Origin of the sequence: Nocardia seriolae NBRC 15557 (assembly GCF_007990715.1) — a bacterium.
In the GTDB taxonomy this organism is placed as follows: Bacteria; Actinomycetota; Actinomycetes; order Mycobacteriales; family Mycobacteriaceae; genus Nocardia; species Nocardia seriolae.
The window spans coordinates 74890-98487 of record NZ_BJWY01000006.1 but is presented as its reverse complement, the minus strand read 5'-3'; the positions used below and the strand labels follow the sequence as shown (position 1 = coordinate 98487).

Sequence of the window (23598 nt, the reverse complement as noted above, 5' to 3'; positions counted from 1 at the left end):
TTCATCGTTACGCAACGGGGGCAGCGTCGCCATTCCGTGTCCGCCCCGGGCAGTCTTGCCCACACGTCTGAGGCGACCCCCATGGACCTGCTCAATCCACTCGACGCGATCTTCCTCGCCATCGAATCCCGCGAACACCCCATGCACGTGGGTGGTCTGCAACTGTTCGAGCCGCCCGCCGACGCGGGCCCCGACTACACCCACGAGCTCTTCACGGCCATGGCCGCCGAGACCGAGGTGCGCACCCGCTTCCGCCGCAAGCCCAGCCGCCTGCTCGGCGGGTTCTCCAGTCTCGCCTGGTCCCATGCCGAGACCGTGGACATGGGCTACCACCTGCGCCGATCCGCCCTGCCCGGCCCGGGCGGCATGGCCGATCTGCTGGATCTCACCGAGCGCCTGCACGGCATCCTGCTGGACCGGCACCGCCCGCTGTGGGAGGGCCGGCTCATCGAGGGCCTGTCCGACGGCCGCTTCGCGATCTACATGAAGATGCACCACGCCCTCATCGACGGCGTCTCGGCCATGCGGCTGCTGCAGCGCACCCTCACCGACGACCCCTTCGACTCGCGGTTGAACGTCCCGTGGGGCACGCCGCCGGTGCTCCGCGACGACAGCGCCCGACCCGAAAGCCCTTGGACGCAAATGCGCGCCGCCGTGCCGCGCCTGCTGCGCGGGGCCGGTTCGATCGCCGCGCCGTTGCGGGGCGCCATCGACGGGCGGCTCACCCTGCCCATGACCGCGCCGCGCACGCTGTTCAACACCTCCATCGGCGGGGCGCGGCGGATCGCGGTGCGGTCGTGGCCGCTGGAGCGCATCAATGCCGTGCGGCCGGCCACCGGCGCGACGGTCAATGACGTGGTGCTGGCCATGAGCGCGGCGGCCCTGCGCGCCTACCTGCTCGAACGCGACGCGCTGCCGGACGAGCCGCTGATCGCCATGGTGCCGGTCAATATTCGCAGCGCCGGCGAATCCGATACCTCCGAGGGCAATATGGTCGCGGCCTGCCTGGCGAATCTCGGGACCCACATCGCGGATCCGGCCGAACGGCTCGAGACCATCCGCACCTCCATGCGCGACGCCAAGCAGGTGTTCACGCAATTGCCGAAGCTGGAGGCCATGCTGCTGTCGGCCGCGCTCATGACGCCGCTCGGGGTGTCACTGCTACCGGGCTTCGAAGCCTTGCCGCGCATGCCGTTCAACCTGGTGATCTCGAATGTGCCGGGGCCGCGCAAGCCGGTCTACATGCAGGGCGCGCGGCTGGACGCCAACTACCCGCTCTCGATTCCGTTCGAATCGCAGGCCATGAACATCACGCTGACCACCAATGGCGACAATCTCGATTTCGGCCTGGTCGGCTGCCGCCGCACCGTGCCGGATCTGGATCGCATGATCGACCATCTGGAGAACGGCCTGGCCGAGCTCGAAAAGGCCACCGCCTGACCCTTGACTAGTCTGGGCGCGGTGGAGACATCGTGGCCCGAACTGCGCGAACAGTGCCTGATCCTCGAGGATGCGGCGGTCTTGGCATTGAACAAGCCCGCCGGCATCTCGGTGACGGGCGAGCGCCACGACACCGACATCGTGGAAATGGCGGCGGCACAGGGCGAGACGCTCTACCCGGTGCATCGGATCGACAAGGTCACCTCGGGTCTGGTGCTGCTGGCCAAGGAATTGCCCGCGCACGGCGTGCTGACCCGGCAGTTCAACAAGCGCACCGCGGGCAAGGCGTACCTGGCCGTCACCGCCTCGACCGGCCTGCCCGACCGCGGCGTCATCGACCTGCCGCTGAGCGTCGGCCGCAAGAACCGGGTCCGCATCGCCGCACCCCGCGAGAGCATCCGCCGCGAGGGCGACACCTGGCTCGTCGACGCGCGGGATGTGCTCGCGGGCAAGAACTATCTGTCGATCACCGAGTTCGCGACCGTCGCCCGTACCGACGCGCACACCGTGCTGGCGCTGCGCCCCCTGACCGGCCGCCGCCATCAGATCCGCGTGCACCTGGCCTGGATCGGCCACCCCATCGTCGGCGACCCCCTCTTCGACAAGTCCGGCGCGTTCGCCCGCACCCATCTGCATTCGTGGCGTTTGACCCTGGACGCCCCCTGGCGTCCGAATGGTCTACTGGAACTCGAGGCCGACCCGGGAGCGGATTTCTGGCAACCCGGTCCGACGCCGATCACCGACGACCCGCGGCAACTATTGAGCAGCGCAAGCGAACTCATGACCGGCATCACCCCGACCTCGCATTGATATTGGTTCGCTATATTGGGTGGCGGGTCTCACCGGGTGTACATCGGGGCAGGTCAATTAGCCTGTTGGGGGTGACCGCGGTGCGGCGGCACGCCCGGGCGCAAAGATGCGGCCCTTCACAGAAAGCGAACGCCGATGGTTCTGCTGGCTCAGCTCAGTGACACCCACTTCAACATGGGTACGCGCAATGTCGAACGCGCCGAACGGGTCATGGCCTTCCTCGCCGAGCTGCCGCAGCGACCGGACGTCATCCTCGTCACCGGTGACATCACCGACGAGGGCGAGGTCGACGAGTACCGGCAGGCGCGCGCGGCCTTCGCCGCCGACGTTCCCGTGCTGGTGCTGCCCGGCAATCACGACGACCGCGGCAATATGCGGCAGGTGCTCTTCGGCCAGGACCCGAGCTACGAGCCCATCAACAATGTGCACCGCGGCGACGGCGTGACCCTGGCCCTGCTCGACTCCAGCATTCCCGGCAAGCCCGAGGGCCACCTCGACGAGGTCACCTACGCCTTCCTCGGGGACGTCCTGGAACAGACGCCCGCCGATGACGTGGTGCTGATCGCCATGCACCATCCGCCGCGGGCCGTGCAGTCCACCGTCTGCGACCCCATCCGGCTCACCAATCCCGAGCGCCTGGCCGAGATCGTGGCGGGTGACGCGCGCATCGCCGCCGTCCTCACCGGGCACGTGCACGCGGGGATCATGACCATGTTCGCGGGCAAGCCGCTGATCGTCGCGCCCAGCGTGTCCTCCACCATCGGCTGCGAATGGGAAACGGCCGCACCGGGACACGTGCCGATCGACTTCGCGCCGGATCCGTCGCTGGTGTTCCACTCCATTACCGACGCCGGACTGCTGTCCATGTTCCGTCCCGTCGGCATGGGCGGCTGGCTCAGCGAACCGGCTGAGTGAGCGCGCCGCGCCGGTAGACCGACGGGGTGGTCCCGGTCCACCGCTTGAAGGCGTGGATGAAGGTGGACGCCTCCGCGTAACCCAGCCGGATCGCCACATCGCTCACCGAAAGCGGTGTGGCGGTGAGCATTTCCTCCGCGAGCGCGCGGCGCACCTCGTCCAGCAGCTGCCGGTAGCTGGTGCCCGCGGCGTCCAGGTGGCGGCGCAGGGTGCGGGTGCTCATATTGAGATCCCTTGCCACGGAATCGATTCCGGGTGGCGCGGCGAATCCGTCCAGGCCGCCGCGCGGGACCAGCAGCCCCCGCACCTCGGCCGCGATGCCGGTGCGGGCGCGGCGGCGCTCGACCAGGTCCCGGCACTGGGCCAGGCACATGGCCCAGGTGTGCTCGTTGGCCTGCGGCAGCGGCTGCTCGAGCATCGCCGGATCCAGCCTGAAGGCGGTGTAGGGCTGGCCGAAATGCGGTTCCAGACCGTAGATTTCGGTGTAGAGGCCGAGATCGGACGGGGCCGGGAAATCGAAGTCGGCGCGCAGCAGCTCGACGCGGTGGCCGAGCAGGTCCGACAGCACCTGGTGCATGGCCGTCACATCGCGCTCCACCAGGAAGCGCCGCACATCGACGGGCACCCGCTCGTCGTGGATGCGGGCCACGAATTCGCCCGGCTGCCAACGGGCGGCCGGAATACAGAAGGTGAAACTCAGCTCCAGGAAGCGCAGCGCGAAGGAGATGGCCTCGCCGAGGGTGGGGCTGGAGACGCAGGCGAATCCGAAGATGCCGAAGGTGGAGATCCGATACCGCCGCCCCACCTCCAACCCCAGGTTCGGCCGGACGCCCAGCTCCCGCACCAGGTTCCGGATCACCGCGAGCTCGGTGTGCGCGTCGATCTGCGCGTCCGGGTCCGCCAGCTGTTTCTCGGTGAGGCCGCTGCCGTGCAGCATGCGGGCCGTCGGGACCCCGTACTCGCGGGCGAACCCCACCATGAGAACGACGCTCGCCACGCCGCGCGGGAAGTCCCAATCCCGGATTCCCGCCTCCGCCACCGTGCTCATAGCCTGATTATGGCCGAAATTCTCGATCAGGTCGCCCACTACTCGCTCCTACCCTGAGAAGGGACTTCGATGTGAGGAGCACCACATGCCGTCGGTCATCATCATCGGTGCGGGATTCGGCGGGCTCGGCATCGCGATCGAGTTGCAGCGCAATGGCTTCCGCGAGTTCACCATCCTGGAGAAGGCCGCTGACCTGGGCGGAGTCTGGCGGGAGAACACCTATCCCGGCGCGGCCTGCGATGTGCCGTCACCGCTGTACTCTTTCGCACACGAACCCAAACCCAAGTGGCGGCAGCGGTACTCGACGCGCGAGGACATCTGGGAATACATGCGCGGGGTGGCGCGGCGGCACGGGCTGTTCGATTCCATCGTGTTCGGGGCCGAGGTGACCGAGGCGGAATTCGACACCGGGACCGGGCGGTGGACGGTGCGCACCGCCGACGGGGTGGCCCGCACTGCCGACGTGCTGGTGCCCGCGGTCGGGCAGCTGTCGCGCCCGGCCATGCCGTCGATTCCCGGGATCGGGCTCTTCGCCGGGGAATCCTTCCACTCCGCGCAGTGGAATCACGAGGTCGAGCTGACCGGGAAGCGGGTGGCCTGCATCGGGACCGGGGCCAGCGCCATCCAGTACGTGCCCGAGATCCAGCCGAAGGCCGGGCATCTGACGGTGTTCCAGCGCACCGCGCCGTGGGTGCTGCCCAAATTCGACACCGACTACAAGCCGATCCATCAGCGGATCCTCATCGAGATTCCGGGAATGCCGGTGGCCGAACGGTTCTCGTGGTGGATCCTCGGCGAATTCGTGGCGCTGGGGCTGGTCGAATTCCCCGGCATCGTGCGCATGGTGTCCCGGATGGCCGAGAAACATCTGGAGGAACAGGTCACCGATCCGGTCCTGCGCGCCAAGCTCACCCCCGACTACCCCATCGGATGCAAACGCGGCCTGTTCTCCAGCGACTTCTATCCCGCGCTGTGCGAGCCGAATGTCTCGGTCGAGACCACCCCGATCACCGAGATCGTCCCCGAGGGCATCCGCACCGCCGACGGCGTCCTGCACGAAGCCGATGTCATCATCTACGGCACCGGCTTCAAGGGCACCGAATTCCTGTGGCCCATGAAGATTCGCGGCCGCGGCGGCCACAACCTGGGCGACGTCTGGTCCGACGGCGCGCACGCCTACCTCGGCATCAGCGTCCCCGAGTTCCCCAATATGTTCATGATCTACGGCCCCAACACCAATCTGGGCGTCGGCTCCATCATCTACATGATCGAATCCCAGGCCCGCTACATCCGTCACGCGGTGCAACTTCTGGCCGAGCGGCCCGGCACCTGCCTGGAAGTCCGCCCCGACATCGAACGTGATTTCAACGACGCCCTTCAGAAGCGCCTGGCCCGAACCCCCTGGAACTTCTGCACCAGCTGGTACCGCACCGCCTCCGGCCGCATCACCAACAACTGGCCCGGCATCACCCGCAGCTACCGCCGCCGCACCCGCAAACTCCGTCTCTCCGACTACCTCCGCACACCGGCGGCGACCCCGTGACCTGCCGCGGCGGCCGACCCGATCAGGGGACGGCCGCCGCGGTTCCAGGGCACCGGTGTTCGATCAGGACTTGCCCGCCGGCTCGACCGGCTTGCTCTCCACGGCGGGCTTGCTCTCCGCCGCGGGCCCGGTGGCATGCTGCGTCTTCAGCTCGGTCTGCCACTTCTCGAAATCGGCCCGCACCAGCCCGATCTGACGCTCCAGCGCCTCCCGGGTGTCGGCCCACCAGCTCTGCGCGGCCTCCCGCAGCTCCGCCGCGGTCTTCTCGATCTCTTTCCCCTCGTGTCCGAAGGTGGCCGCGAGATCCTCCTTCTTGGCCTGCAGCGCCGCCACATTCTTCTCCCGGGTCGCAGCCGACGACTCCTCGAACTGCTGCACCCGCGCCGCGAGATCCCGCAACGATTCCGACAACGGTTTCATCTTCTGATCCTCCCGAATCATCCATCCCGGCAAGGGATTCGGCATCCGCCTACCTCCAACCCTGCCGTTCCCCACACCCCCACCCCAAGAGCACAACGTCACCACCTCCCCTCCCACGACCCCACCTCACCGGTGCCCTTGGTCACGCGCCGCGCCCGGCAGCGGGCCGATTCAGCCCTCCCCGAGGAACTCTTCGTTCAGTTTGATCGCCCACGAGCTGGACCGAGGTGAGACCCAACTACCCCGGTTCATGTCCGAGGCTCTTTCACAACTGGGGATTCCCGCGATCCTCCGGGTCCAGTCCGCACCGGCCATGGAAGGCGAAAACCCCCCAGGTCAGTTCGGACAGCCAAAGGCCCGAGCATCCGGTTATGCCTGCGATTCCAGTGTGTTGGTCGACACGGCTGTTCGGTCGTTGATGGGTTGGCGTGTGGTCGATCGCGTCGGGCATCCGCTGACAATTGTCCGACTCGCCGCAGCGAGCTCGACGATGGCGATGGTGGATAAGTGCAGGCTGCGGTGTGGATTAGCATCCGCCTGTGCTCCGTCAGCGGAAAGCAACGAGGGATCTGGCGCAAGGGGCGACCGGCATTGTCCTGGCAGTGTTGTTGGCTGTCGGCGGGTGTTCATCCCGACCCCAGGGTGCGGATTCGCGCTTGTCTGCCGCGCAGGCGGCCGCTGTCGCGGACACCGTGTCGAGCACCCAGTGCGCGAGGCTGCTGTCGTCGTTTGCGGCAGCGCAATTGGGGTCTGCCCAATGGGCGGCGCATCCAGATCCTTCGCGCACCGTGCCCGTGTACGTGATCGCTCCCGCGTTCCTCGCGGGTGATGACGCGGTCGAGCATCTCGGGCGATTCTCATATTTCGCGGTCCCGGTTCGTTTCGACGACCGGGATGTCCCCGACACCCTGGAGATCACCGTGGGCCCGGATGGATCGCAGATCCCCGACGCGGTCGCTTCGGGCAACCAGGAGGGCGAGATGGCGACTCACCTCGGGCCCGGGGATCGGCTACTGCTGGATCATCACACCAACACCTGGTTCGCCTGGACCGCGACCGGAGCGCAGGCGATCGCATCACAGCTGCGGCGCGACCTGGTCGGCAAGTCGTTGACCCCCAGCCAATTACGGGCCGCACTCGCCAGCTGACGACCTCTGCTACACCGACTACGGAAGGGACGCCCTTGATCATGACCAAAGCGTTCTGTGTGGCTGCCATTGCGGCGTTCTCGGCGGCGAGTGGCGCAGCGGCAGCGGCGCAACCCCCTGCCGCACCCGTACCGCCGTCGCAGTCCATCGGCCATCGCCCGCAGGGTGTGAGGCCGACACTCGGCATTCCGCAGCCGCCGGAGGCGGGCTCGGAAATCCCGGGTGCGAGGACGCTGCCCTTCGGACAGCAAGTGCAGCAGCGGGACGAGTGGTGCTGGGCCGCGACCGGGGCATTTCTCGGAAACCCCATCAGCCAGAACGGTTTCTGCCTGGCCGCGCACAATATGCTGCCGGTCGGCGAGTGCCCGAACAACCCGGCCGACCTGGCGATGGTGGCGCACGGATACGCCCAGACAGGATTCGACGCTCAGATCTCGCGAGCATTCACCCAGCTGTCGAGCGTGCAGCAACAGATCGACGCCAACCAGCCGATCGAGACGAACATCCAGTGGACCGATGGCAACGGTGGCCACAATCACGTGATCTTCGGCTACGACACCGAAGCGCAGACCATCACCTACGGCGATCCGTGGCCGACCAGCGAGCGTTACGTCACCCGATCGTTCTCCAGCTATCAGCACAACGCCGAATTCAACTGGTTCGGCCAGGTTTACAACATCAAAAAGACCGCGCCCGCCGGAACGGGTTCCTAAGGATAGGGTTTCGAGTGCGGCGTGTCAGGCCGCCATCGATTCCGCGGCGGGCTCGGCCGCCGCCGCGGGCTTGTCACCGTGGAAGCCCGGCAGGAAGCGATCGACGTACGGGATCATGAGCTGGATCAACGGCCCGATGCCGAAGGCGTAGACGAGCGTCCCCACGCCCACACTGCCGCCGAGGATCCAGCCGACTGACAACACCGTCGCCTCCAGACCGGTGCGAATCAGCCAGACCGGTTTCCCGGTCCGGCGGACCAGGCCAGTCATCAGGCCATCGCGCGGCCCCGGACCCATGCCCGCGCCGATGTAGAGCACCGTCGCCACCGCGTTCAGCACCACCGCCGCGGCCATGGCCGCGATCCGCACCGGCACCGCCTGCAACTCCGGCAGCAGCCACAACCCGGCATCCACCGAGACGCCGATAACGATGACATTGCTGACCGTGCCCAGGCCGGGCCACTGCCGCAAGGGAATCCAGGCCAGCAACACCGCCGCACCGGTGATCGCGGTGATCGTGCCGAAGCTCAGCGGCACGTGGTCAGCCACGCCCTGATAAAACACATCCCACGGATCCAGGCCGAGCGCGGCGCGAATCATGACGGCCATGGAGAAGCCGTACAACCACAGTCCGACATACAGGGCGATGAGGCGGCGCAACAACATTGATCGAGCATCGAAGCAACTGGCATGCCATCGGTAGAGCCAGTTGCCAATTGCTGGACCTGTATCTGGATATATTGTTCGGTGCTAGAAACCGCGCAACGCCGTGCTTGCGACGCGCGCAGCATCGTTGACCGGCGGACACGCCCGCGGTTACCTTGGATCTCCGATGCGCCGGAGTTTCTTATCGGCGCGAAGTGCGAGTCCGTGGTCTGGAGCGTCGGGTGATACGACGCTGGAGGGCGTTATGCGGCGGGATGGCGCATGGTTCGGGGCACGCGCGCGGGCGACGGGGGAACACTCACAAGGATTTCGGCCCTGGCGGCGAGCCGGGCTGATCGGTGCCGTCACCCTGCTGGCGGCGGTGGTCGCGGTGCCCGGCACCCACGCCGACATTCCCTATCCCGACGATGATCCGTTCTACACGGCCCCGATCTCGTTGGGGGAGTTCGAGAATGGCGCGATCCTGAACTCCAGGCCGATCGCCGTGTTCGGACTCCCGCTGCCGGTCGCGGGCTGGCAGTTGCAATACCGGACCACCGACTCCGCCGGGGAGGCCGCAGCCGATGTGGCCACGGTGCTGGAGCCGCCCACCCCCTGGATCGGCCCCGGCGACCGGCCGCTGCTGTCGTATCAGATCGCCGAGGACAGCCTCGGAACCCGTTGCGCGCCATCGTTCGCGCTGCGCGGCGGGCGCGACTTCTCCATTGCCACCACTCTGCTCGACGTCCCGTTCCTGGCCGAGGCGATTCATCGCGGCTGGGCCGTGGTGGTGTCGGACTACGAGGGGGCGCAATCGCGCTTCTTCGACGGCGTGAACTCGGGCCGCGGCGTCCTGGACGGGGTGCGCGCCGCCAAATCCTTTGCGCCGCTCGGCATCACCGACGCCAGTCCGCTCGGCGCGTGGGGCTATTCGGGCGGGGCGTTCGCGACCCTGTGGGCCATGCAGCTGCGGGCAAGCTACGCGCCCGAGCTCTGGTTCGCGGGCGTGACCTCCGGCGGGGTGCCGACCGACCTGCCCGCCGTCGCGCGCGGCGTGGACGGCAGCTATCAGGCGGGTCTCGCCGTCCTGATCCTGATCACCTTGGCGCGCAACGATTCCGGCTCGGGCCTCGCGGACACCCTCAATGCCGCGGGACACGCGCTACTGGCCCGGGAAGCCGATTCCTGCGGCGGCGACCTGGTGGTGCATCACCTCTTCCGGCACCTGGACGACTACTCGACCGTCCCGGATCTGCTCGGCAGCCCGGCCTTCCGGACCGCCACCGGCCATCAGGAGCTGGGCGGCTGGGGACCCGACGTGCCGCTGTACCTGTACCACAGCAATTCCGACGACGTGATCCCGTCGGCGGGCTTCAGCGCCCTCGTCGACCGCTACTGCGAGCTGGGCACGACCCTCACCGCCGTGCACTCCACGATCCCCGGCCACAATCCCGCCGCGCTCGGAGAAGCGCTGGGCGCCATGAACTTTCTGTCCGACCGCTTCGCGGGCGTGCCGGTGGTTGCCGGGTGCACCGTGCGCTGAGTCAGCACGGTGCACCCGACGTCTGTGATCAGTGGTCGCCGGGCTCGGCCCACTTGGTGGTGCCGGGCGCGCCGACCAGGGTGCTGATCAGATCGACACCGGCGATGAGCAGCGTCGGGCCGCCGACCACCAGGGTGCCGATGATCGCGCCGACGGCCGCCGCGACCGGTACGGTCGCCAAACCGAAGGCGCCGCCGAAGAATCCGATGGCGCCGACCGCGGCGCCGATCGCCAGACCGACGAAACTGCCGATGGCGGTGGCGATTCCGAACTGGCTACTGAAAGCCTGCATGGCGCGGGTGTTCTCGTTCAACGAGGCCACCGGGTGCAGCACCGGCGTGGCCGCCGCGATGTCCTTGACCGCGGTCAGGCTCAGCGTGGCCCCGTCCTCGCTGACACCGGTGGGCAACCGGTAGCTCAGGCCGTCCTGTTCGAAGGACAGCGGCAGGCTGAGCACGGTGGCGCCCGAGGCGTCCTTGATATTCGCCGTCCCACCGGCCAGCTCGAAGCGGCCGTTGGTGAGGGTGGTGACGACGGTATTGCCGAGCAGCTGGGTCTGGTAGCCGATATCCGGCACCGCCGAATCGGCATGTGCCACACCGGCTCCGGCGATGGCGACGGCGGTGACGACCGGAGCGGCGACAGCCGTGATCTTGCGCAGCTTCATGAGAAGTCCAATCTTCATCAGGTGTTCGTGGCAACACGCGGCTCGTGAGCGGAATTCCCCCTTTGACATGTGCGAGCCCGGTTGCGGTCAGCAACGCGTTCTATCGGCTTCACGGTAGCGCGCGACACCGACACTCCGAATAATTTTCGGCTCGAGTGCCGTTAAAACAGCAGTTCGACACCGATCCCGATGGCGCACATCAAAGCCATCACCAGCAGTGCCGCCACATCTCCGCGGCCCGGTGCGCCCGGGCGGGCGGTGAGCTCGCCGGTGCCGCCGCGGGTGGTGATGGCCTCACCGAGTTCGCCCGCGCGGCGGCTGGATACGGCCATGCTCGCGGTCAGAATATCGACCAGCGGATTCTCCGAGGCGCGATGCAGCAGCGAATCCTTGGGCCGCAGTCTGCGGGCCGCGCGCAGCACCCGCATCTCCTCCAGCAACAGCGGCAGGCCGCGCAGGGTCAGCGCCACCACCACCGCCCACTCGTCGACCGGGACGCGGTGGCGTACACCGCGCCGGGCCCAGCCGATCCTCTTCAGCGGCGCACCGAGTTTGGCCAGCGCGGGCGCGATCTCACCCATCGGGGTGGTCCAGGCGACCAGGAAGGTCGCGCCGAGCAGCAGGAATCCGAACACGATGACCTGCGCATAGCGCACCATCGCGGCGCCGCCGACCGGCACGTTGATGGCCGCGCCGATCGCGATGCCGATCCAGATCCACCACGGGAACCGCGGCAGCGTGCCCAGCGGCAGCCTGGCCAGCACGAAGACCGCCACCAGGAACACCGCGGCGACACCGAGCAGCGCCCACGACGGAATGAACATCAGCAGCAGGCTGAAGACGAAGACGCCGATCATCTTGGTACCGGCCCAGAGCCGGTGCACCGGGCTGTCGACCGGCACCTCGCGCAGGACGACGCTGCTCATCGGACGCCTCCGCTGAAATCGTGGGACGGGAATCGCGCCGGGGCGGCATCGCCCTCGACGATGCGGCCGTCGCGGAGCTGGACGATGCGGTCGCAGACGGTGGCGGTGTCGGCCACGTCGTGCGAGATGACGATCAGGGTGAGTCCCGAATCCCGTAGTCGGGCAAGCAGATCCACCACGCCCGCGCGACCCTCGGGGTCCAGGCCGGCCAGCGGCTCGTCGAGCACCACCACCTGCGGGTGGCTCGCCACGATCGCGGCCAGCACCACGCGTTTGGCCTGGCCGCCACTGAGTTCCTCGACGGAGCGGGAGGCCAGCGCGCGGTCCAGGCCGACGGCGTCCAGGGCCTTGGCCACCGCGTAGGTGCCGCGGCCGCCCCAGTCCTCGATCTCCTCGCCGACGGTCTGGCGTTGCAGTTGCAGGCGGGAATGCTGAAAGGCCAGCTGCACCGCCCCGATTCGCTTGTGCACGGGGCGGGTCTTGGTGAATTCGCGCAGGTCGCAGCTGCCCGCGGTGGGCATGGTGAGCCCGGCCAGGATCCAGGCCAGGGTCGACTTGCCAGAACCGTTGCCGCCCACGATGAGCAGGGCCTCGCCGCGGCGGACAGTCAGGTCCACGTCGTGCAGCGCGGGGGCTTCCCACGGGGTGCCGCGGTTGTAGGTGTGCCCGACACCGCGCAATTCGAGAATGGGATCGCCCATCGGCCGCCGTCTCGGGTCGCCGACCGGACGCGGCCAGGCGGGGAGATGGTCGACCGAACGGCCGCCCGCCAGGTGGACGACGCGGTCGGCGGCGGCCGCGTCGGCCTCGTGATGGGTGACCAGGATAACCGCCATGGGATGGCGTCTGGGCAGTGCGGCCAGCAGGGCCACCAGATCACGGCGGCCCTCGGGGTCGATCATGGAGGTGGCCTCGTCGGCGATGAGCAGCGTGGGCTGCCGGGCCAGGGCGGCGGCCACGGCGAGCCGCTGCTGCTGGCCGCCGGACAGGGTCGCGGTCTCGCGGCCGCCCATGCCCGCCAATCCGACCTCGGCCAGCAGGGATTCGATATCCACGGTGGCGGCGTAGGCGGTGGGCAGGCCCCACACCACGTCGTCGGCGACGAGCACGCCGAGGGTCTGGCTTTCCGGGCGTTGCAGCACCATGGCGGTGCCGCCGCGCACGCCGAGGCCCGCCGCGCCGGGGCGGGTCACCGTTCCGCCGGTAGCTGGGCGGCCCGCGAGAAGCCTGGTGAGCGTGGACTTTCCGGATCCGTTGTGGCCGACGATGGCCACGAACTCGCCGACCGCGACCGTGAGATCGATGCCGGACAGCGCGTCGGTGCGCGCCCCTGGATAGCGGAAGGCGACGCCGCGCAGGGTGACCGGTAGCGGAGCAACCGGTCGGTCGTCGATGGGTGCGTCCAGCAGATCATTGCGCCCCGGCAGCCAGGTCAGCCGATCCAGCACCGAGCCCAGCACGAACCACGACACGATGCCGCTGACCACCATTGCCGCGATGATGCCGCCGCCGATGAACGCCCACCACCAGTGCAGCACCGTCTCGGTGAAGCTCGCGATCCAGCGGCCCACCGGCTCCAGCGAGGATTGCCGCGCCGCAAGGTTTTCCAGCCCCTCGGCGGTATTGCGGAGATTGTCGAACAGCAGATGCCGCGACCGCGACAGGGCCTGCAACATCCCCACCGCCATGGCCGCCATCACGAATCCGGCCAGCCCCGACAGCACCACCACCACGGGCAGCCCACCCCGCCGGCGCTTGACCGTCCCGATGATCCCGCCGATCACCGCCACCCCGACCAGGTTCTCCGCGGACAACAACCCCGCCGCCACGAACGTCACCAATGTCGCGGCGACCGTCGTAGCGAACTGCACCCGAAACCGATTCCGATGCGCCAGCAACCCCATCGGCACCGCCGCCACCAGTTGCAGCGCCGCCGCGAACGGCACCAGCGACCCCACGGTCACCAATGCCACGGTCGCCCCGCCCAACACGGCCCCGGCCGCCAGCTCAATCGGCCGCAAAGCCCCCGAGGGCAGCTCTACCTCGGATTTCCCGCCGCGAGCCGCGCCCACCTGCTCAGCCAGCCCACCGCGAATCCGGTACGAATCGGTCACGCCTACCAGTCTGCCGTGTCCCACCCCCACCCCACCGCGACCTCTCAACATCTCCACAGACTCCGGGCAATACCCCCACACCCGAGTCACCCCCATCTCCATACCGCGCCGACCGATTCGGTCAGCGCGATATGCAGCCATGTGCGGGTGCCAGGACCGTTCGGCCCCTGGCCACTCGTGCCGCGAGTATCCCCTTGCCGCAAGGATTTTCAAGGCTTACGGTTGGCAGCGGTCGCGAAGTAGCTCAGTTGGTAGAGCACCATTCGCTCAGACGGGAAGGCACGGGTTCGATTCCCGTCTTCGCGGCCGAATATTCAGCCGGGGGTGTCGGCCGATCGTCGGGAGTAGTTGTGCCGCACGGATTCGGCTGAGGGAGTTGGCGCGGGACCGATGAGTTCGGCGGGTGCCGCCGGTCATATCGAGTGCAACGGGCCTACGGAAGGGTGATCTCATGACCGAGCCGAACAGCGAACGCACCCGGCGGGCGATCGTCGAACACACTCGGCGTCTCGCGGAGTCCGCCGCCGCGGCCGGGCCGGACGCAACCGTGCCGACCGCGCCGAAATGGACGATCACCGATCTGGTCGAACACGTGGGCCAAAGCCAGCACTGGGTTGCGCAGATCATCGAGCAGCGCATCACCGAACCCGCGCAGCTGCCCATGGAGATGGCCGAGGTCCCCGCCGATCCCGGCGCATGGCAAGCGTGGCTGGCGGAGTCCGCGCGGCGGGTCGCGAACGCGTGTTCCGATGACGCGCTCGACGCGCCGGTGTTCAACCCCGCCGCCGACGGGCGGTCCGGGACTCGGTTCTGGCTGTCCAGCATGCTCAACGAGGCCGTGATCCACGGCTTCGACGCCGCCAACGCCGCGGACCGGCCTGCTGCCATCGATGCCGAGATCGCCGCCGCGCTCATCACCAACCACCTCGCGATGCTCACCTCCCCCACCTGGGAGATGCGGCGGCCGGAGTCCGCCCACGCTCTCCGGGGCAGCGGGCAGCGGCTGCAGTGGCTGGCCACCGACATCGCCGACGACACGGGCGCGTGGTTCGTCGAACGGCGGCCCGACGCGGCGACGTGGCGGCCCGGAACCCAGCCCGCCGACGTGACGGTGAGTGGCCCGGCGGAATCGCTGCTGCTGACCTTGACCCGACGACTCCCCCTTGCCGACCACACGGCCACCGGCATCAGCGTCGACGGCGACATCGCTCTCGCCCGGCAGTGGCTCGACAACACCGCCCACGTCAGCGGCTGATCGGCGCCGCGGGGACACGCTCGCCGACGACCCCGGATTTCGATGTGCGCGGGCGGCCCTAGTCGGTCGCTCCCCGGCCGTCGATGAGGTCGGCGAAGATTCGGGTGATGCGGGTGGCGAGGGCCTGGGGCGTGGTGCCGGATTGGGTTGCGCGGAGGGCGAATTTGCCGTCGACGGTGAGCGAGGCCATGCCGTGGGCGAGGGACCACCAGGCCAGGGCCATGGTTTCGGCGTCGGCGGCGGGGAGGAAGCCGGAGGCGACGGCATCGGCGACGGTGGCTTCGAGGACGGCGAAGGCGGCATCGCCTGCGGCCTCGGTGTCGGGGTGCTTGTCGGGCTGGGAAAGCTCGGGGCGGAACATGATTCGGAAGTAGGCGGAGTGGTCGCGGGCGAAGTCGACGTAGCCGGTGGCCATGGCGATCAGGGCGGCGCGGGGGTCGGGGGCGGTTTCACGGGCGGAAGTCATTGCCGCGCCGAGGATTTCGAAGCCACGGGCGGCGAGCGCGGACATCAGGGCGGCCCGGTCGGCGAAGTGGTGGTACGGCGCGCCGGGGCTGACGCCGGCCTCGCGGGCGACCTTGCGCAGGCTCACCGCGGCCAGACCCTCGGACTCGATCAGCTGCAGGGAGGCGCGCAGTAGTTCCTCGCGGAGGTCTCCGTGGTGATAGCGGTCCTTGGTCGGCGGCATGGGATGAGCGTAAGGGCTTGACGCTCTGCGGCCTCGCAATCTATACATTGTTTAGATTCTAAACACTGCTCAGATTGGGGTTCGACCATGTCCGATCTCGTTCTCGTCACCGGCGCGTCCGGCTACGTCGCGGGCCATGTCATCCAGGAACTACTCGGCCGCGGGTACCGGGTGCGCGGTACCGTGCGGTCCGTCCAACGCGCCGCGGCGGTGGCCGGAATCCTGCCCGGCGTCGAACTGGTCGAGGCCGACCTGGGCTCGGACACCGGCTGGGCGGAGGCGGTCGCGGGCTGCCGCTACGTCGTGCACACCGCCTCACCGTTCCCCTCGGCCGAGCCGCAGCACGAGGACGAGCTGGTGCGCCCGGCAGTGGACGGCACCCGGCGCGTGCTGCGCGCCGCCGCCGCGAGCGGGGTCGAGCGCGTGGTCCTCACCTCCTCGGTCGCGGCGATCCACGCCGGCCATCAGGGCCGCGTGCTCACCGAGGCCGACTGGTCCGACCTTGCGGCGTGCGACGCCTACCAGAAGAGCAAGACCCTGGCCGAGCGCGCCGCCTGGGATTTCGTCGCCGAACACCCGGAAATCGAACTGGCCGTGATCAATCCGGCCATGATCATCGGGCCGATCCTGCGCCCCGAGATCGGCACCTCCGTCGACGGCATCCGCGCGCTGCTGGCCGGTGGCATGCCGGGGGTGCCGCGCCTCAACTTCGCGACCGTGGACGTCCGCGACCTGGCCGTCGCCCACCGCCTCGCCATGGAATCCCCGAAGGCCGCGGGCAACCGCTACATCTGCGCGGGCGACCAGATCTCGTTCCCGGACATGGCGCACATCCTCGCCCGCCGCTACCGCGTCTCGACCCGCGTCCTACCCGATTGGCTCGTCCGCCTGAGCGCCCCCTTCAATGCCGACGCCCGCACCGCGCTGCGCTACCTGGGCCGCGAGGAACACCTGAGCGCCGCGAGGATCGAATCCGAACTCGGCTGGCGTCAGCGCCCCGTCGCCGACTCCCTGCTCGACACCGCCGCCTCCCTCATCGAATTCGGCCTCGTCACCGACCCCGGCACCGCCAAGCGCGCCGTCGCGTGAGGCTCGGGATCAGGGAGCTCCGGGCGCGGCGGATCGTCCGATTTCCCGCGCTGAGAGCTCCCTGATCATGCTCGGGTGAGGCGTAGGGTGGCGAAAGAGGGTGGGACAGAGGGAGATTGCGGAGGGCTTATGCGGCGCGGGAACGGGCTGGAGATTCCGGAGACACTCGAGGATGTGTGCTCGCCGGAGAAGATGGCGCTGATCGTTTATGACATGCAGGTCGGGGTGCTCGGGCAGCTGGAGGATGGGGCGCGGATCACCGAGCGGGTCGCGAAGGTGGTCGAGGCGGCTCGGCGCGGCGGGTATCCGGTGATCTTTCTGCGGCACTTCTTCCTGCCCAAGCGGCTGATGGGCACGTTCGCGCTGCGGATGGCGATGAGCTGGCAGGGGGTGGGCTCGGTCGACGAGATCGTGCCGATCCTGCAACGGGATACGCCGGGGTTCCAGCTGGTTCCGGAGTTGGCGCCGCAGCCCGGCGAGGTGGTGTTCGACAAGACGACGATGTCGGCCTTCGAGGGCACGCCGCTGGCCTCCACCCTGCGTGACCTCGGCATCGGCGCGTACGCCATTGTCGGCGTGGCCCTCGAGATCGGGATCGCGCCGACCGTCACCCATTCCACCGATCTGGGCTTCCTGCCGATCGTCGTCAACGACGCGGTCGGCGGGCGCGACGAACCCGGAAAACGGCGCGCCTGGGAGGAATTCGAGTTCCAGGGGCACGCCATCGTCACCGACGTGGACACCGTCGTGCCGCTGCTGGAGAAGACGAGCTAGCCGAAAACGTCAGTCGGAGCTGGGAATCCAGGCCGGATGCCACAGGCGTCCGGTCTCGGTCCAGTTCATGAAGCGGACCGTGCCGGTGAGTCTCGGGGTCACCCAGACCGCGTCCTTGCGCTCATCGGCGGTGAGCTCGTTGCCGAAGGGGCTGGTCTTGCGTTCGGTGCGCCGCATGCGGTCGGCGAGCTCGCTCATCTCCTGCTCGCTGAATCCGGTGCCGACCCGGCCCAGGTAGTACAGCTCCCCCTCGTGCGGCACCCCCACCAGCAGCGAGGCGAACTGCCGCACCTCCGAACGCCGATACCCGCCGACCACCACCGACAGCGTGCGCCAGTTCCGGGTCTTGATCCAGGACTGGCCGCGCCGCCCGGGTAGGTAGACGGAGTCGCGCCGCTTGGCGACCACCCCCTCCATCCCGTGATCCTGGCTGTAGCGCAGGGCCTCCGCGCCGGAACCCTTCAGCTGCTGCGGCACGATCAGCGAACGCGCCTGCGCGGCAAGCGCTTCCAGCACACTTCGCCGGTCGTCGTAGCGCTTGCGGACCAGCGAGGTGCCGTCCAGGTACAGCAGATCGAAGGCCAGGAAGACCGCCCGCTTCGAATCCTCGCGTAGCAGGCCGAGATTCGCGCCGCCGTGATCGTCGAAAACCACCGCCTCACCGTCGAGAACCGCACTGTGCCCGGCCAATTCGGAGCCCAGCGCCGCGACCCCGGGATATCTGCCGGTGACCACGTGCCCGGCGCGGCTGCGCAAGGTGACAGCGCCGTCCTCGATCTCGGCGATCAACCGGAACCCGTCCCACTTGGTCTCGAACGCCCAGTGCTCGGCATCGAGCGTCGTCACATCACCCGGTGTGGCCAGCATGGGCGTCAATCCGTGCGGCATGGGCGCGGGCGACCGCTTGGATGTAACCTGCTGCGCCCCATTGCCTTCCGGCAGTGGCTGATCCTTCATCAGGTGCATGAGCCACTGATTCGCATTGGTCTGGATCAGCGCGTAGCGCCCGTCGAGCCGTTCCCCGCGCAGCCGCACGATGACCTCGTCGTCGCGCCACTTCTCGGTCTCGTAGGTGCCGGTATCCCAGATGGTCATCTCCCCGCCGCCGTACTCACCCTTGGGAATCGACCCGTGAAAGGTGAGGTACTCCATCGGATGGTCCTCGGTGTGCACGGCCAGCCGGTTCTCGCCGGTATCGGTGGGCGGCCCCTTGGGCACGGCCCACGAAACCAGCACCCCGTCACGTTCCAATCGCAGATCCCAGTGCAGCCGCCGCGCGTGATGCTCCTGCACCACGAACCGGTTTCCCGGCCCGGCCGTGGGCGGATCCGGCGGCACCGGCTCGGGCGTACGCGCCGGGTCGCGCATGGATCGATAGGTGTCGAGGCGGTCCGGAACCGGTTCCGCCAGCGGCTCGTCCAACCCCGCGAGCAGGTCCCCCTGCTCCTCCCAGCGCCGCAGCACCTGCTCGAACAGCAAGTGCCGCAACCTCTTCGGCTGCTCGATCTCCTCCCACGTGCGCGGTGCGGCCACCCACGGCTCGGCCCGTCCGCGCAGCGAATACGGTGCGATGGTGGTCTTGGCCGGATTGTTCTGACTCCAGTCCAGGAACACCTTGCGATCCCGCATCGCCTTGGACATATTCGCCGTCACCAGTTCCGGTCGCAGCTGTTGCAGGTTGGTTGCCACCTGCTTGGCCACCGCCGACGCCCCGTTCGGCCCGAGCCGGCGATCCAGCGGCACGTACACGTGAATCCCCTTGGAGCCGCTGGTCACCGGATACGCCTTCAGCCCCACCTCGCGCACCACGTCCCGCAGCATCAAGGCCACCTCGGCGCACTGCGCCAGCCCCGCCCCCGGCCCGGGATCCAGATCGAACACCAGCCGCGTGATGTCCCCGACCTCGGCCCCGTCGAAACGCCACTGCGGCACATGCAGTTCCAGCGCCGCCTGCTGCCCCAGCCACGCCATCCCCGCCACATTGTCGATGAGCGGATAAGTCACCGGCCGATCGGAATGCTGAACGGTCCTGCGCTCCAACCACTTCGGCGCGTGCTCGGCCAGATTCTTCTCGAAGAACGACTGCTCCTCGACCCCATTGGGCCACCGCTTGCGCGTCACCGGGCGCTCCGCGATATGCGGCAGCAATGCGGGCGCGATCGCGGTGAAATAGTCGATGACCTCCCCCTTGGTGGTCCCGGTGGCCGGGTACAGCACCTTATCGAGGTTGGTCAGCCCAACCTCGATACCCCCGAAATCCCTGCGGGACCCCATAAAAGCAGTTTATGTCCCACCACCGACAACGGCTCCATAGACCTGCGCCTTCTGCGGAACCCGATGGGGCCGCACCGGAATCGGGACACGAAACGCCAACGGGCCGTTCGGGTCAGCGACGCCTGTGCGCCACTTCCGAACGGCCCGTGGAACGACCGGTACGACTACTCCGCGGGCTTGTCGCCCTCGGGAGCGGGTTCCGCCGCCGGGGCCGGTTCGGCCGCCGCCTCGGCGGGCGCGGGCTCGGCGGCCGGTTCGGCGGGAGCTTCCGCCGGAGCCTCGGCTGCCGCCTCGGTCGGAATGGCGTTCTTGACCGCCTCCGCGCCCTTGTCGATCTGGGACGAGAACTTGCCACCGGTCTTCTCATCGATGGCGTGCCCGGCCTTGTCGACGCCTTCCTTGATCTTTTCGGCGTTCTTGCCGACCAGTCCCTTGAGCGTATCCACAAAACCCACAGCCCTGCTCCTTCACTCTCGGTCTTCGGTCACTGGCGAACATCTTCCCACCACGTATCCCGTGGTGGGACGCCAATCGGGTCGATCCGCTGTCCCGGCTTCGGCACGGCGATTCGTGTCTGCGCGGACTGCGCCGCGGCCACCAGCCGGCGCACCGGCTCGGACCAGCCGTGGAAGGCCAGATTGAAGGTGGCCCAGTGAATCGGCACCAGTAACCCGTGACCTGCGTCACCGACACACAGATCGGCGTGGGCGCGCACCGCCTCCTCGGGGTTCATGTGCACGTCCGGCCAGTGCCGGTCGTAGGCCCCGATGGGCAGCAGCGTCAGATCGAACGGGCCCAGCCGGGCACCCGCCTCCGCGAACGCCTTGGTGTAGCCGGTGTCGCCGCCGAAGTAGACCCGCCGGGTCGGGCCGGAGATGGACCAGGACGCCCACAGCGTGGTGTTGCGGACCAGACCCCGCCCGGAGAAGTGCCGCGCCTCCGAGCAGGTGATCACCAGATCGGTGCCGTCACCGCGATCGCGCTCCAGCTCCGACAGCGAAACCGAAGCGGCCCAATCCAATTCGACGATGCGCTGCTCGGGCACGTCCCAGTGCCGCAGGTGCGCGCCGATGCCGATCGGCACGATGAACACGCAGTCCTGGCTGTCCACCAGGCCCATCACCGTCTCGCGATCGAGGTGGTCGTAGTGGTCGTGCGAGATGCGCACCGCGTCCAGCGGCGGCAGCGCCGACAGCGGCGAGGGCACCGGATGCAGGCGGGCCGGACCCACCAGCGGCGACGGCGACACCCGTTCGCTCCACACCGGATCGGCCAGCACCCGGTACCCGTCCACCTCCACCAGGCAGGTGGCGTGCCCGTACCAGGTGACCGCCAGATCCCCGGCCTGCTGCGGCAACTCCGGCGTCACCAGCGGGATCTCACCCGGTGGGCGGCCGTTATTGCGTTGAGTGACCAGCTGATACATCAGCTCGACCGGCGACCCGGTGAGCTGACTGCTCGGCTCGGTGTTGTGAAACTGCCTATCGCGATACGCGCTCGTCCCGTGCGCGGTCGGCGCGATCGCGGAAATGGACGCGCCCATGGCGGTGGGGATTCCCCACGCCGCCCGGAACAACCAGGAAATACCGAAAGCACCCGCAGCCATACCCACCAGTTTCCGCGTATTCGCGGCCGCGCGCTGCCCGTTCATCGGCCCTCGAACTTCGCGGGCCGTTTCTCCTGGCGTGCCGTACGCGCCTCCCGCGCGTCGCCGCTCTGCCAGGCCGCGTCCAGGGCCGCGCTCTGCTCGGCGGTGTCGGGCCCGCGGGTGTCGTCGTCATTGAAGACCAGCTTCAGGTGCCGCAGCGACAGCGGCGCGAGCTCGGCGATCTGCTTGGCCCAGGCCTGGGCGTCGGCCAGCGTGCCGATCTTGTTGGCGAAGCCGAAGTTGTAGGCGTCCGCGGCCTGGACCCGCTCCGCGCCCAGCAGGATGGTGCGCGCCGGACCGGGGCCGATCAGGTTCGATAGTCGACGCACCGTCCAACGGTCAACGGAGATACCGAGTTTCGCGGCGGGCACGGCGATGAACGAGTCCGGCGTCATGACCCGCAGGTCCGACGCCAGCGCCAGCTGCACGCCCGCGCCCAGCGCGCCACCGTTGATGGCGGCGATGACCGGCACCGGAATCGTCTCGATGGTGCGCAGCATGCCGAGCAGTTCCCCGAGGAAGCTGTCCGAATACACCCCGTCCAGATCCGCGCCCGCGCTGAAGATCGGCCCCTGACCGGTCAACACGATCACCCGCGCCGACTTCGCGGCCTCCTCGAGCGCCGCGCGCAGGCGGGCGATGAGCTCCCCGTTCAGGGCGTTCCGGCGTTCCGGACGCTGCAGTTCGATGGTCACAACCTCGCCATCGCGGCTGACTCCGAGCATCTGTCCCTTCCCCACTGTCCAACTCACCTGCGCTACCTAGCCATGATCGGCTTTCACTCTAAGTGGGCGTACCGTCGGGTCCGTGACCGCAACACCCGATGTCGACATCCTTGTGATCGGTGCCGGACAGGCCGGATTGTCGGTCGGCTACCACCTGCACCGCCTCGGCTTGCGGCCGGAACGGGACTTCCTCATTGTCGACCATTCCCCCGCGCCGGGCGGGGCGTGGCAATTCCGATGGCCCTCACTGACATTGGGCAACGTCAATCGGGTCCACGATCTTCCCGGGATGTCGTTCGACGAGACGCTGCCGCCGGGATCGGAGCAGGTGCAGGCCGCCACGGCCGTGCCGCGCTACTTCGACCTGTACGAGCAGCGCTTCGATCTGCGGGTGCACCGGCCGGTGTCGGTGACCGTGGTGTGCGACCGCGCCACCGCCGCGACCTGCCCGAACCAGGAGGTCGACGGGCTGCTGCACGCGGAGCTGAAGCCAGCGCGGACGCTCAAGGTGCGCGGGCTGGTCAATGCCACCGGCACCTGGGACAAGCCGTTCATTCCCTATTACCGGGGTGCGGAGACCGTCGCGGGCCGCCAGCTGCACGCCCACGATTACCGCACCGCAGGCGAATTCGAGGGCAGGCACGTGGTCGTGGTGGGCGGCGGGATCACCGCCATCCAACTGCTGGACGAGATTTCGCAGGTGACCACCACCACCTGGGTGACCCGGCGCGAACCAATCTTCCGCCGTGGGCAATTCGCGCCCGAGGACGGGCGCGCGGCCGTGGCCATGGTGGAAGACCGGGTGCGGCGCGGACTTCCGCCCGGCTCGGTGGTGTCGGTGACCGGGCTGCGTGAGGACGCGCGGGTCAAGGCCATGGAGGCGCGCGGCGTACTCGCGCGCAAGCCCATGTTCGACCACCTCGAGCCGGACGGAATCCGTTGGGCCGACGGCGATTTCCAGCGCGCCGATGTCATCCTGTGGGCCACCGGATTCCGCAGCGCACTCGACCATCTGGCCCCGCTGCGACTACGCGGGCCGGGCGGCGGCATCAAGATGGCCGGTCGTCTGGCCACCCAGGTCGACGCCGATCCGCGCATCCATCTGATCGGGTACGGCCCGTCGGCCAGCACCATCGGCGCGAATCGCGCGGGCCGGGCGGCCGCCGTCGAATTGACTTCCTACCTGGGCATTCCCGCCCGCACCGCGGCCTGA

At 68.6% G+C, this 23598-nt stretch carries 22 protein-coding genes and 1 tRNA gene; 12 read left to right on the top strand and 11 right to left on the bottom strand.

Annotated elements, in window-relative coordinates:
* The first annotated feature begins 81 nt into the window (after nt 1-81).
* The 3 genes from NS2_RS03260 (at nt 82) to NS2_RS03250 (ending at nt 3165) form a co-directional block, all read left to right on the top strand.
* Nucleotides 82-1440, top strand: a complete 1359-nt coding sequence (locus NS2_RS03260) for a WS/DGAT/MGAT family O-acyltransferase (protein WP_033085521.1) — start codon at nt 82-84, stop codon at nt 1438-1440.
* Nucleotides 1441-1461: 21 nt separating this feature from the next.
* A complete protein-coding gene (locus NS2_RS03255; RefSeq protein WP_033085520.1) occupies nt 1462-2250 on the top strand; it encodes an RluA family pseudouridine synthase in 789 nt (262 codons plus the stop codon).
* Between the two features lie 135 nt (nt 2251-2385).
* Nucleotides 2386-3165 carry a metallophosphoesterase gene (locus tag NS2_RS03250; RefSeq protein WP_033085519.1) on the top strand — a complete coding sequence of 260 codons (780 nt, stop codon included), beginning with the start codon at nt 2386-2388 and terminating at the stop codon, nt 3163-3165.
* Here the strand turns inward: NS2_RS03250 and NS2_RS03245 are convergent.
* Nucleotides 3146-4213, bottom strand: a complete 1068-nt coding sequence (locus tag NS2_RS03245) for an AraC family transcriptional regulator (RefSeq protein ID WP_033085562.1) — start codon at nt 4211-4213, stop codon at nt 3146-3148. The genes NS2_RS03250 and NS2_RS03245 overlap by 20 nt on opposite strands.
* Before the next feature lie 85 nt (nt 4214-4298).
* Between NS2_RS03245 and NS2_RS03240 the strand changes: the two genes are divergently transcribed.
* Nucleotides 4299-5756 carry a flavin-containing monooxygenase gene (locus NS2_RS03240; protein WP_033085518.1) on the top strand — a complete coding sequence of 486 codons (1458 nt, stop codon included), beginning with the start codon at nt 4299-4301 and terminating at the stop codon, nt 5754-5756.
* A 63-nt stretch (nt 5757-5819) separates the two neighbouring features.
* Here the strand turns inward: NS2_RS03240 and NS2_RS03235 are convergent, their stop codons facing one another.
* Nucleotides 5820-6176 carry a hypothetical protein gene (locus tag NS2_RS03235; protein ID WP_143161473.1) on the bottom strand — a complete coding sequence of 119 codons (357 nt, stop codon included), beginning with the start codon at nt 6174-6176 and terminating at the stop codon, nt 5820-5822.
* Between the two features lie 800 nt (nt 6177-6976).
* Between NS2_RS03235 and NS2_RS03230 the strand changes: the two genes are divergently transcribed.
* Entirely contained in the window at nt 6977-7324 is a 348-nt protein-coding gene (locus NS2_RS03230; RefSeq protein ID WP_155241544.1) for a hypothetical protein, read from the top strand.
* A 41-nt stretch (nt 7325-7365) separates the two neighbouring features.
* On the top strand, nt 7366-8037 hold the full coding sequence (locus tag NS2_RS03225) for a papain-like cysteine protease family protein (protein WP_096490379.1): 672 nt from the start codon (nt 7366-7368) through the stop codon (nt 8035-8037).
* 24 nt (nt 8038-8061) lie between these two features.
* Here the strand turns inward: NS2_RS03225 and yczE are convergent, their stop codons facing one another.
* On the bottom strand, nt 8062-8703 hold the full coding sequence (gene yczE / locus NS2_RS03220; protein WP_147207071.1) for a membrane protein YczE: 642 nt from the start codon (nt 8701-8703) through the stop codon (nt 8062-8064).
* 244 nt (nt 8704-8947) lie between these two features.
* Here yczE and NS2_RS03215 point away from each other — a divergent pair, with 244 nt between their 5' ends.
* Nucleotides 8948-10225 carry a lipase family protein gene (locus NS2_RS03215; RefSeq protein WP_158543933.1) on the top strand — a complete coding sequence of 426 codons (1278 nt, stop codon included), beginning with the start codon at nt 8948-8950 and terminating at the stop codon, nt 10223-10225.
* Nucleotides 10226-10253: 28 nt separating this feature from the next.
* On the opposite strand, the gene NS2_RS03210 is transcribed toward NS2_RS03215, so the two are convergent.
* The 3 genes from NS2_RS03210 to NS2_RS03200 all read right to left on the bottom strand — a co-directional run bounded on the left by NS2_RS03210 (nt 10254) and on the right by NS2_RS03200 (nt 13932).
* Nucleotides 10254-10910 carry a DUF8020 domain-containing protein gene (locus NS2_RS03210; RefSeq protein ID WP_306455111.1) on the bottom strand — a complete coding sequence of 219 codons (657 nt, stop codon included), beginning with the start codon at nt 10908-10910 and terminating at the stop codon, nt 10254-10256.
* Nucleotides 10911-11053: 143 nt separating this feature from the next.
* Nucleotides 11054-11818 carry an energy-coupling factor transporter transmembrane component T family protein gene (locus NS2_RS03205; RefSeq protein ID WP_033085514.1) on the bottom strand — a complete coding sequence of 255 codons (765 nt, stop codon included), beginning with the start codon at nt 11816-11818 and terminating at the stop codon, nt 11054-11056.
* A complete protein-coding gene (locus tag NS2_RS03200; protein ID WP_373456124.1) occupies nt 11815-13932 on the bottom strand; it encodes an ATP-binding cassette domain-containing protein in 2118 nt (705 codons plus the stop codon). Before NS2_RS03200 ends, NS2_RS03205 begins: the two co-directional genes overlap by 4 nt.
* Nucleotides 13933-14165: 233 nt before the next feature.
* Here NS2_RS03200 and NS2_RS03195 point away from each other — a divergent pair.
* Nucleotides 14166-14238, top strand: a tRNA-Glu gene (locus NS2_RS03195).
* A 145-nt stretch (nt 14239-14383) separates the two neighbouring features.
* Nucleotides 14384-15187, top strand: coding sequence for a maleylpyruvate isomerase family mycothiol-dependent enzyme (locus NS2_RS03190; RefSeq protein WP_036545820.1), 804 nt, complete (start codon nt 14384-14386; stop codon nt 15185-15187).
* Between the two features lie 58 nt (nt 15188-15245).
* Here NS2_RS03190 and NS2_RS03185 read toward each other — a convergent pair whose 3' ends face one another.
* On the bottom strand, nt 15246-15875 hold the full coding sequence (locus NS2_RS03185) for a TetR/AcrR family transcriptional regulator (protein ID WP_033085512.1): 630 nt from the start codon (nt 15873-15875) through the stop codon (nt 15246-15248).
* Nucleotides 15876-15962: 87 nt separating this feature from the next.
* Between NS2_RS03185 and NS2_RS03180 the strand changes: the two genes are divergently transcribed.
* A complete protein-coding gene (locus NS2_RS03180; protein ID WP_147207070.1) occupies nt 15963-16964 on the top strand; it encodes an SDR family oxidoreductase in 1002 nt (333 codons plus the stop codon).
* 129 nt (nt 16965-17093) lie between these two features.
* Nucleotides 17094-17738, top strand: coding sequence for a cysteine hydrolase family protein (locus NS2_RS03175; RefSeq protein WP_033085510.1), 645 nt, complete (start codon nt 17094-17096; stop codon nt 17736-17738).
* A 9-nt stretch (nt 17739-17747) separates the two neighbouring features.
* On the opposite strand, the gene NS2_RS03170 is transcribed toward NS2_RS03175, so the two are convergent.
* From NS2_RS03170 to NS2_RS03155, 4 genes are all read right to left on the bottom strand, one after another.
* The gene (locus NS2_RS03170) at nt 17748-20012 is read right to left on the bottom strand and encodes an ATP-dependent DNA ligase (protein WP_147207069.1); all 2265 of its coding nucleotides are present in this window, start codon (nt 20010-20012) and stop codon (nt 17748-17750) included.
* A gap of 164 nt (nt 20013-20176) precedes the next feature.
* The gene (locus NS2_RS03165) at nt 20177-20467 is read right to left on the bottom strand and encodes an antitoxin (RefSeq protein WP_033085508.1); all 291 of its coding nucleotides are present in this window, start codon (nt 20465-20467) and stop codon (nt 20177-20179) included.
* A 29-nt stretch (nt 20468-20496) separates the two neighbouring features.
* On the bottom strand, nt 20497-21618 hold the full coding sequence (locus tag NS2_RS03160) for an MBL fold metallo-hydrolase (RefSeq protein ID WP_036545836.1): 1122 nt from the start codon (nt 21616-21618) through the stop codon (nt 20497-20499).
* Between the two features lie 41 nt (nt 21619-21659).
* Complete coding sequence (locus tag NS2_RS03155) at nt 21660-22385, bottom strand: enoyl-CoA hydratase (RefSeq protein WP_033085556.1); 726 nt, start codon at nt 22383-22385, stop codon at nt 21660-21662.
* Nucleotides 22386-22467: 82 nt separating this feature from the next.
* Here NS2_RS03155 and NS2_RS03150 point away from each other — a divergent pair, with 82 nt between their 5' ends.
* Nucleotides 22468-23598 carry an NAD(P)-binding domain-containing protein gene (locus NS2_RS03150; protein WP_033085507.1) on the top strand — a complete coding sequence of 377 codons (1131 nt, stop codon included), beginning with the start codon at nt 22468-22470 and terminating at the stop codon, nt 23596-23598.

Coding starts and splice junctions, on each gene's coding strand:
- yczE (WP_147207071.1), bottom strand. CDS start 8,703: ATGTTGTTGCGCCGCCTCATCGCCCTGTATGTCGGACTGTGGTTGTAC.
- NS2_RS03205 (WP_033085514.1), bottom strand. CDS start 11,818: ATGAGCAGCGTCGTCCTGCGCGAGGTGCCGGTCGACAGCCCGGTGCAC.
- NS2_RS03235 (WP_143161473.1), bottom strand. CDS start 6,176: ATGAAACCGTTGTCGGAATCGTTGCGGGATCTCGCGGCGCGGGTGCAG.
- NS2_RS03210 (WP_306455111.1), bottom strand. CDS start 10,910: ATGAAGATTGGACTTCTCATGAAGCTGCGCAAGATCACGGCTGTCGCC.
- NS2_RS03245 (WP_033085562.1), bottom strand. CDS start 4,213: ATGAGCACGGTGGCGGAGGCGGGAATCCGGGATTGGGACTTCCCGCGC.
- NS2_RS03260 (WP_033085521.1), top strand. CDS start 82: ATGGACCTGCTCAATCCACTCGACGCGATCTTCCTCGCCATCGAATCC.
- NS2_RS03175 (WP_033085510.1), top strand. CDS start 17,094: ATGCGGCGCGGGAACGGGCTGGAGATTCCGGAGACACTCGAGGATGTG.
- NS2_RS03250 (WP_033085519.1), top strand. CDS start 2,386: ATGGTTCTGCTGGCTCAGCTCAGTGACACCCACTTCAACATGGGTACG.
- NS2_RS03190 (WP_036545820.1), top strand. CDS start 14,384: ATGACCGAGCCGAACAGCGAACGCACCCGGCGGGCGATCGTCGAACAC.
- NS2_RS03155 (WP_033085556.1), bottom strand. CDS start 22,385: ATGCTCGGAGTCAGCCGCGATGGCGAGGTTGTGACCATCGAACTGCAG.
- NS2_RS03160 (WP_036545836.1), bottom strand. CDS start 21,618: ATGGCTGCGGGTGCTTTCGGTATTTCCTGGTTGTTCCGGGCGGCGTGG.
- NS2_RS03170 (WP_147207069.1), bottom strand. CDS start 20,012: ATGGGGTCCCGCAGGGATTTCGGGGGTATCGAGGTTGGGCTGACCAAC.
- NS2_RS03180 (WP_147207070.1), top strand. CDS start 15,963: ATGTCCGATCTCGTTCTCGTCACCGGCGCGTCCGGCTACGTCGCGGGC.
- NS2_RS03185 (WP_033085512.1), bottom strand. CDS start 15,875: ATGCCGCCGACCAAGGACCGCTATCACCACGGAGACCTCCGCGAGGAA.
- NS2_RS03225 (WP_096490379.1), top strand. CDS start 7,366: ATGACCAAAGCGTTCTGTGTGGCTGCCATTGCGGCGTTCTCGGCGGCG.
- NS2_RS03215 (WP_158543933.1), top strand. CDS start 8,948: ATGCGGCGGGATGGCGCATGGTTCGGGGCACGCGCGCGGGCGACGGGG.
- NS2_RS03240 (WP_033085518.1), top strand. CDS start 4,299: ATGCCGTCGGTCATCATCATCGGTGCGGGATTCGGCGGGCTCGGCATC.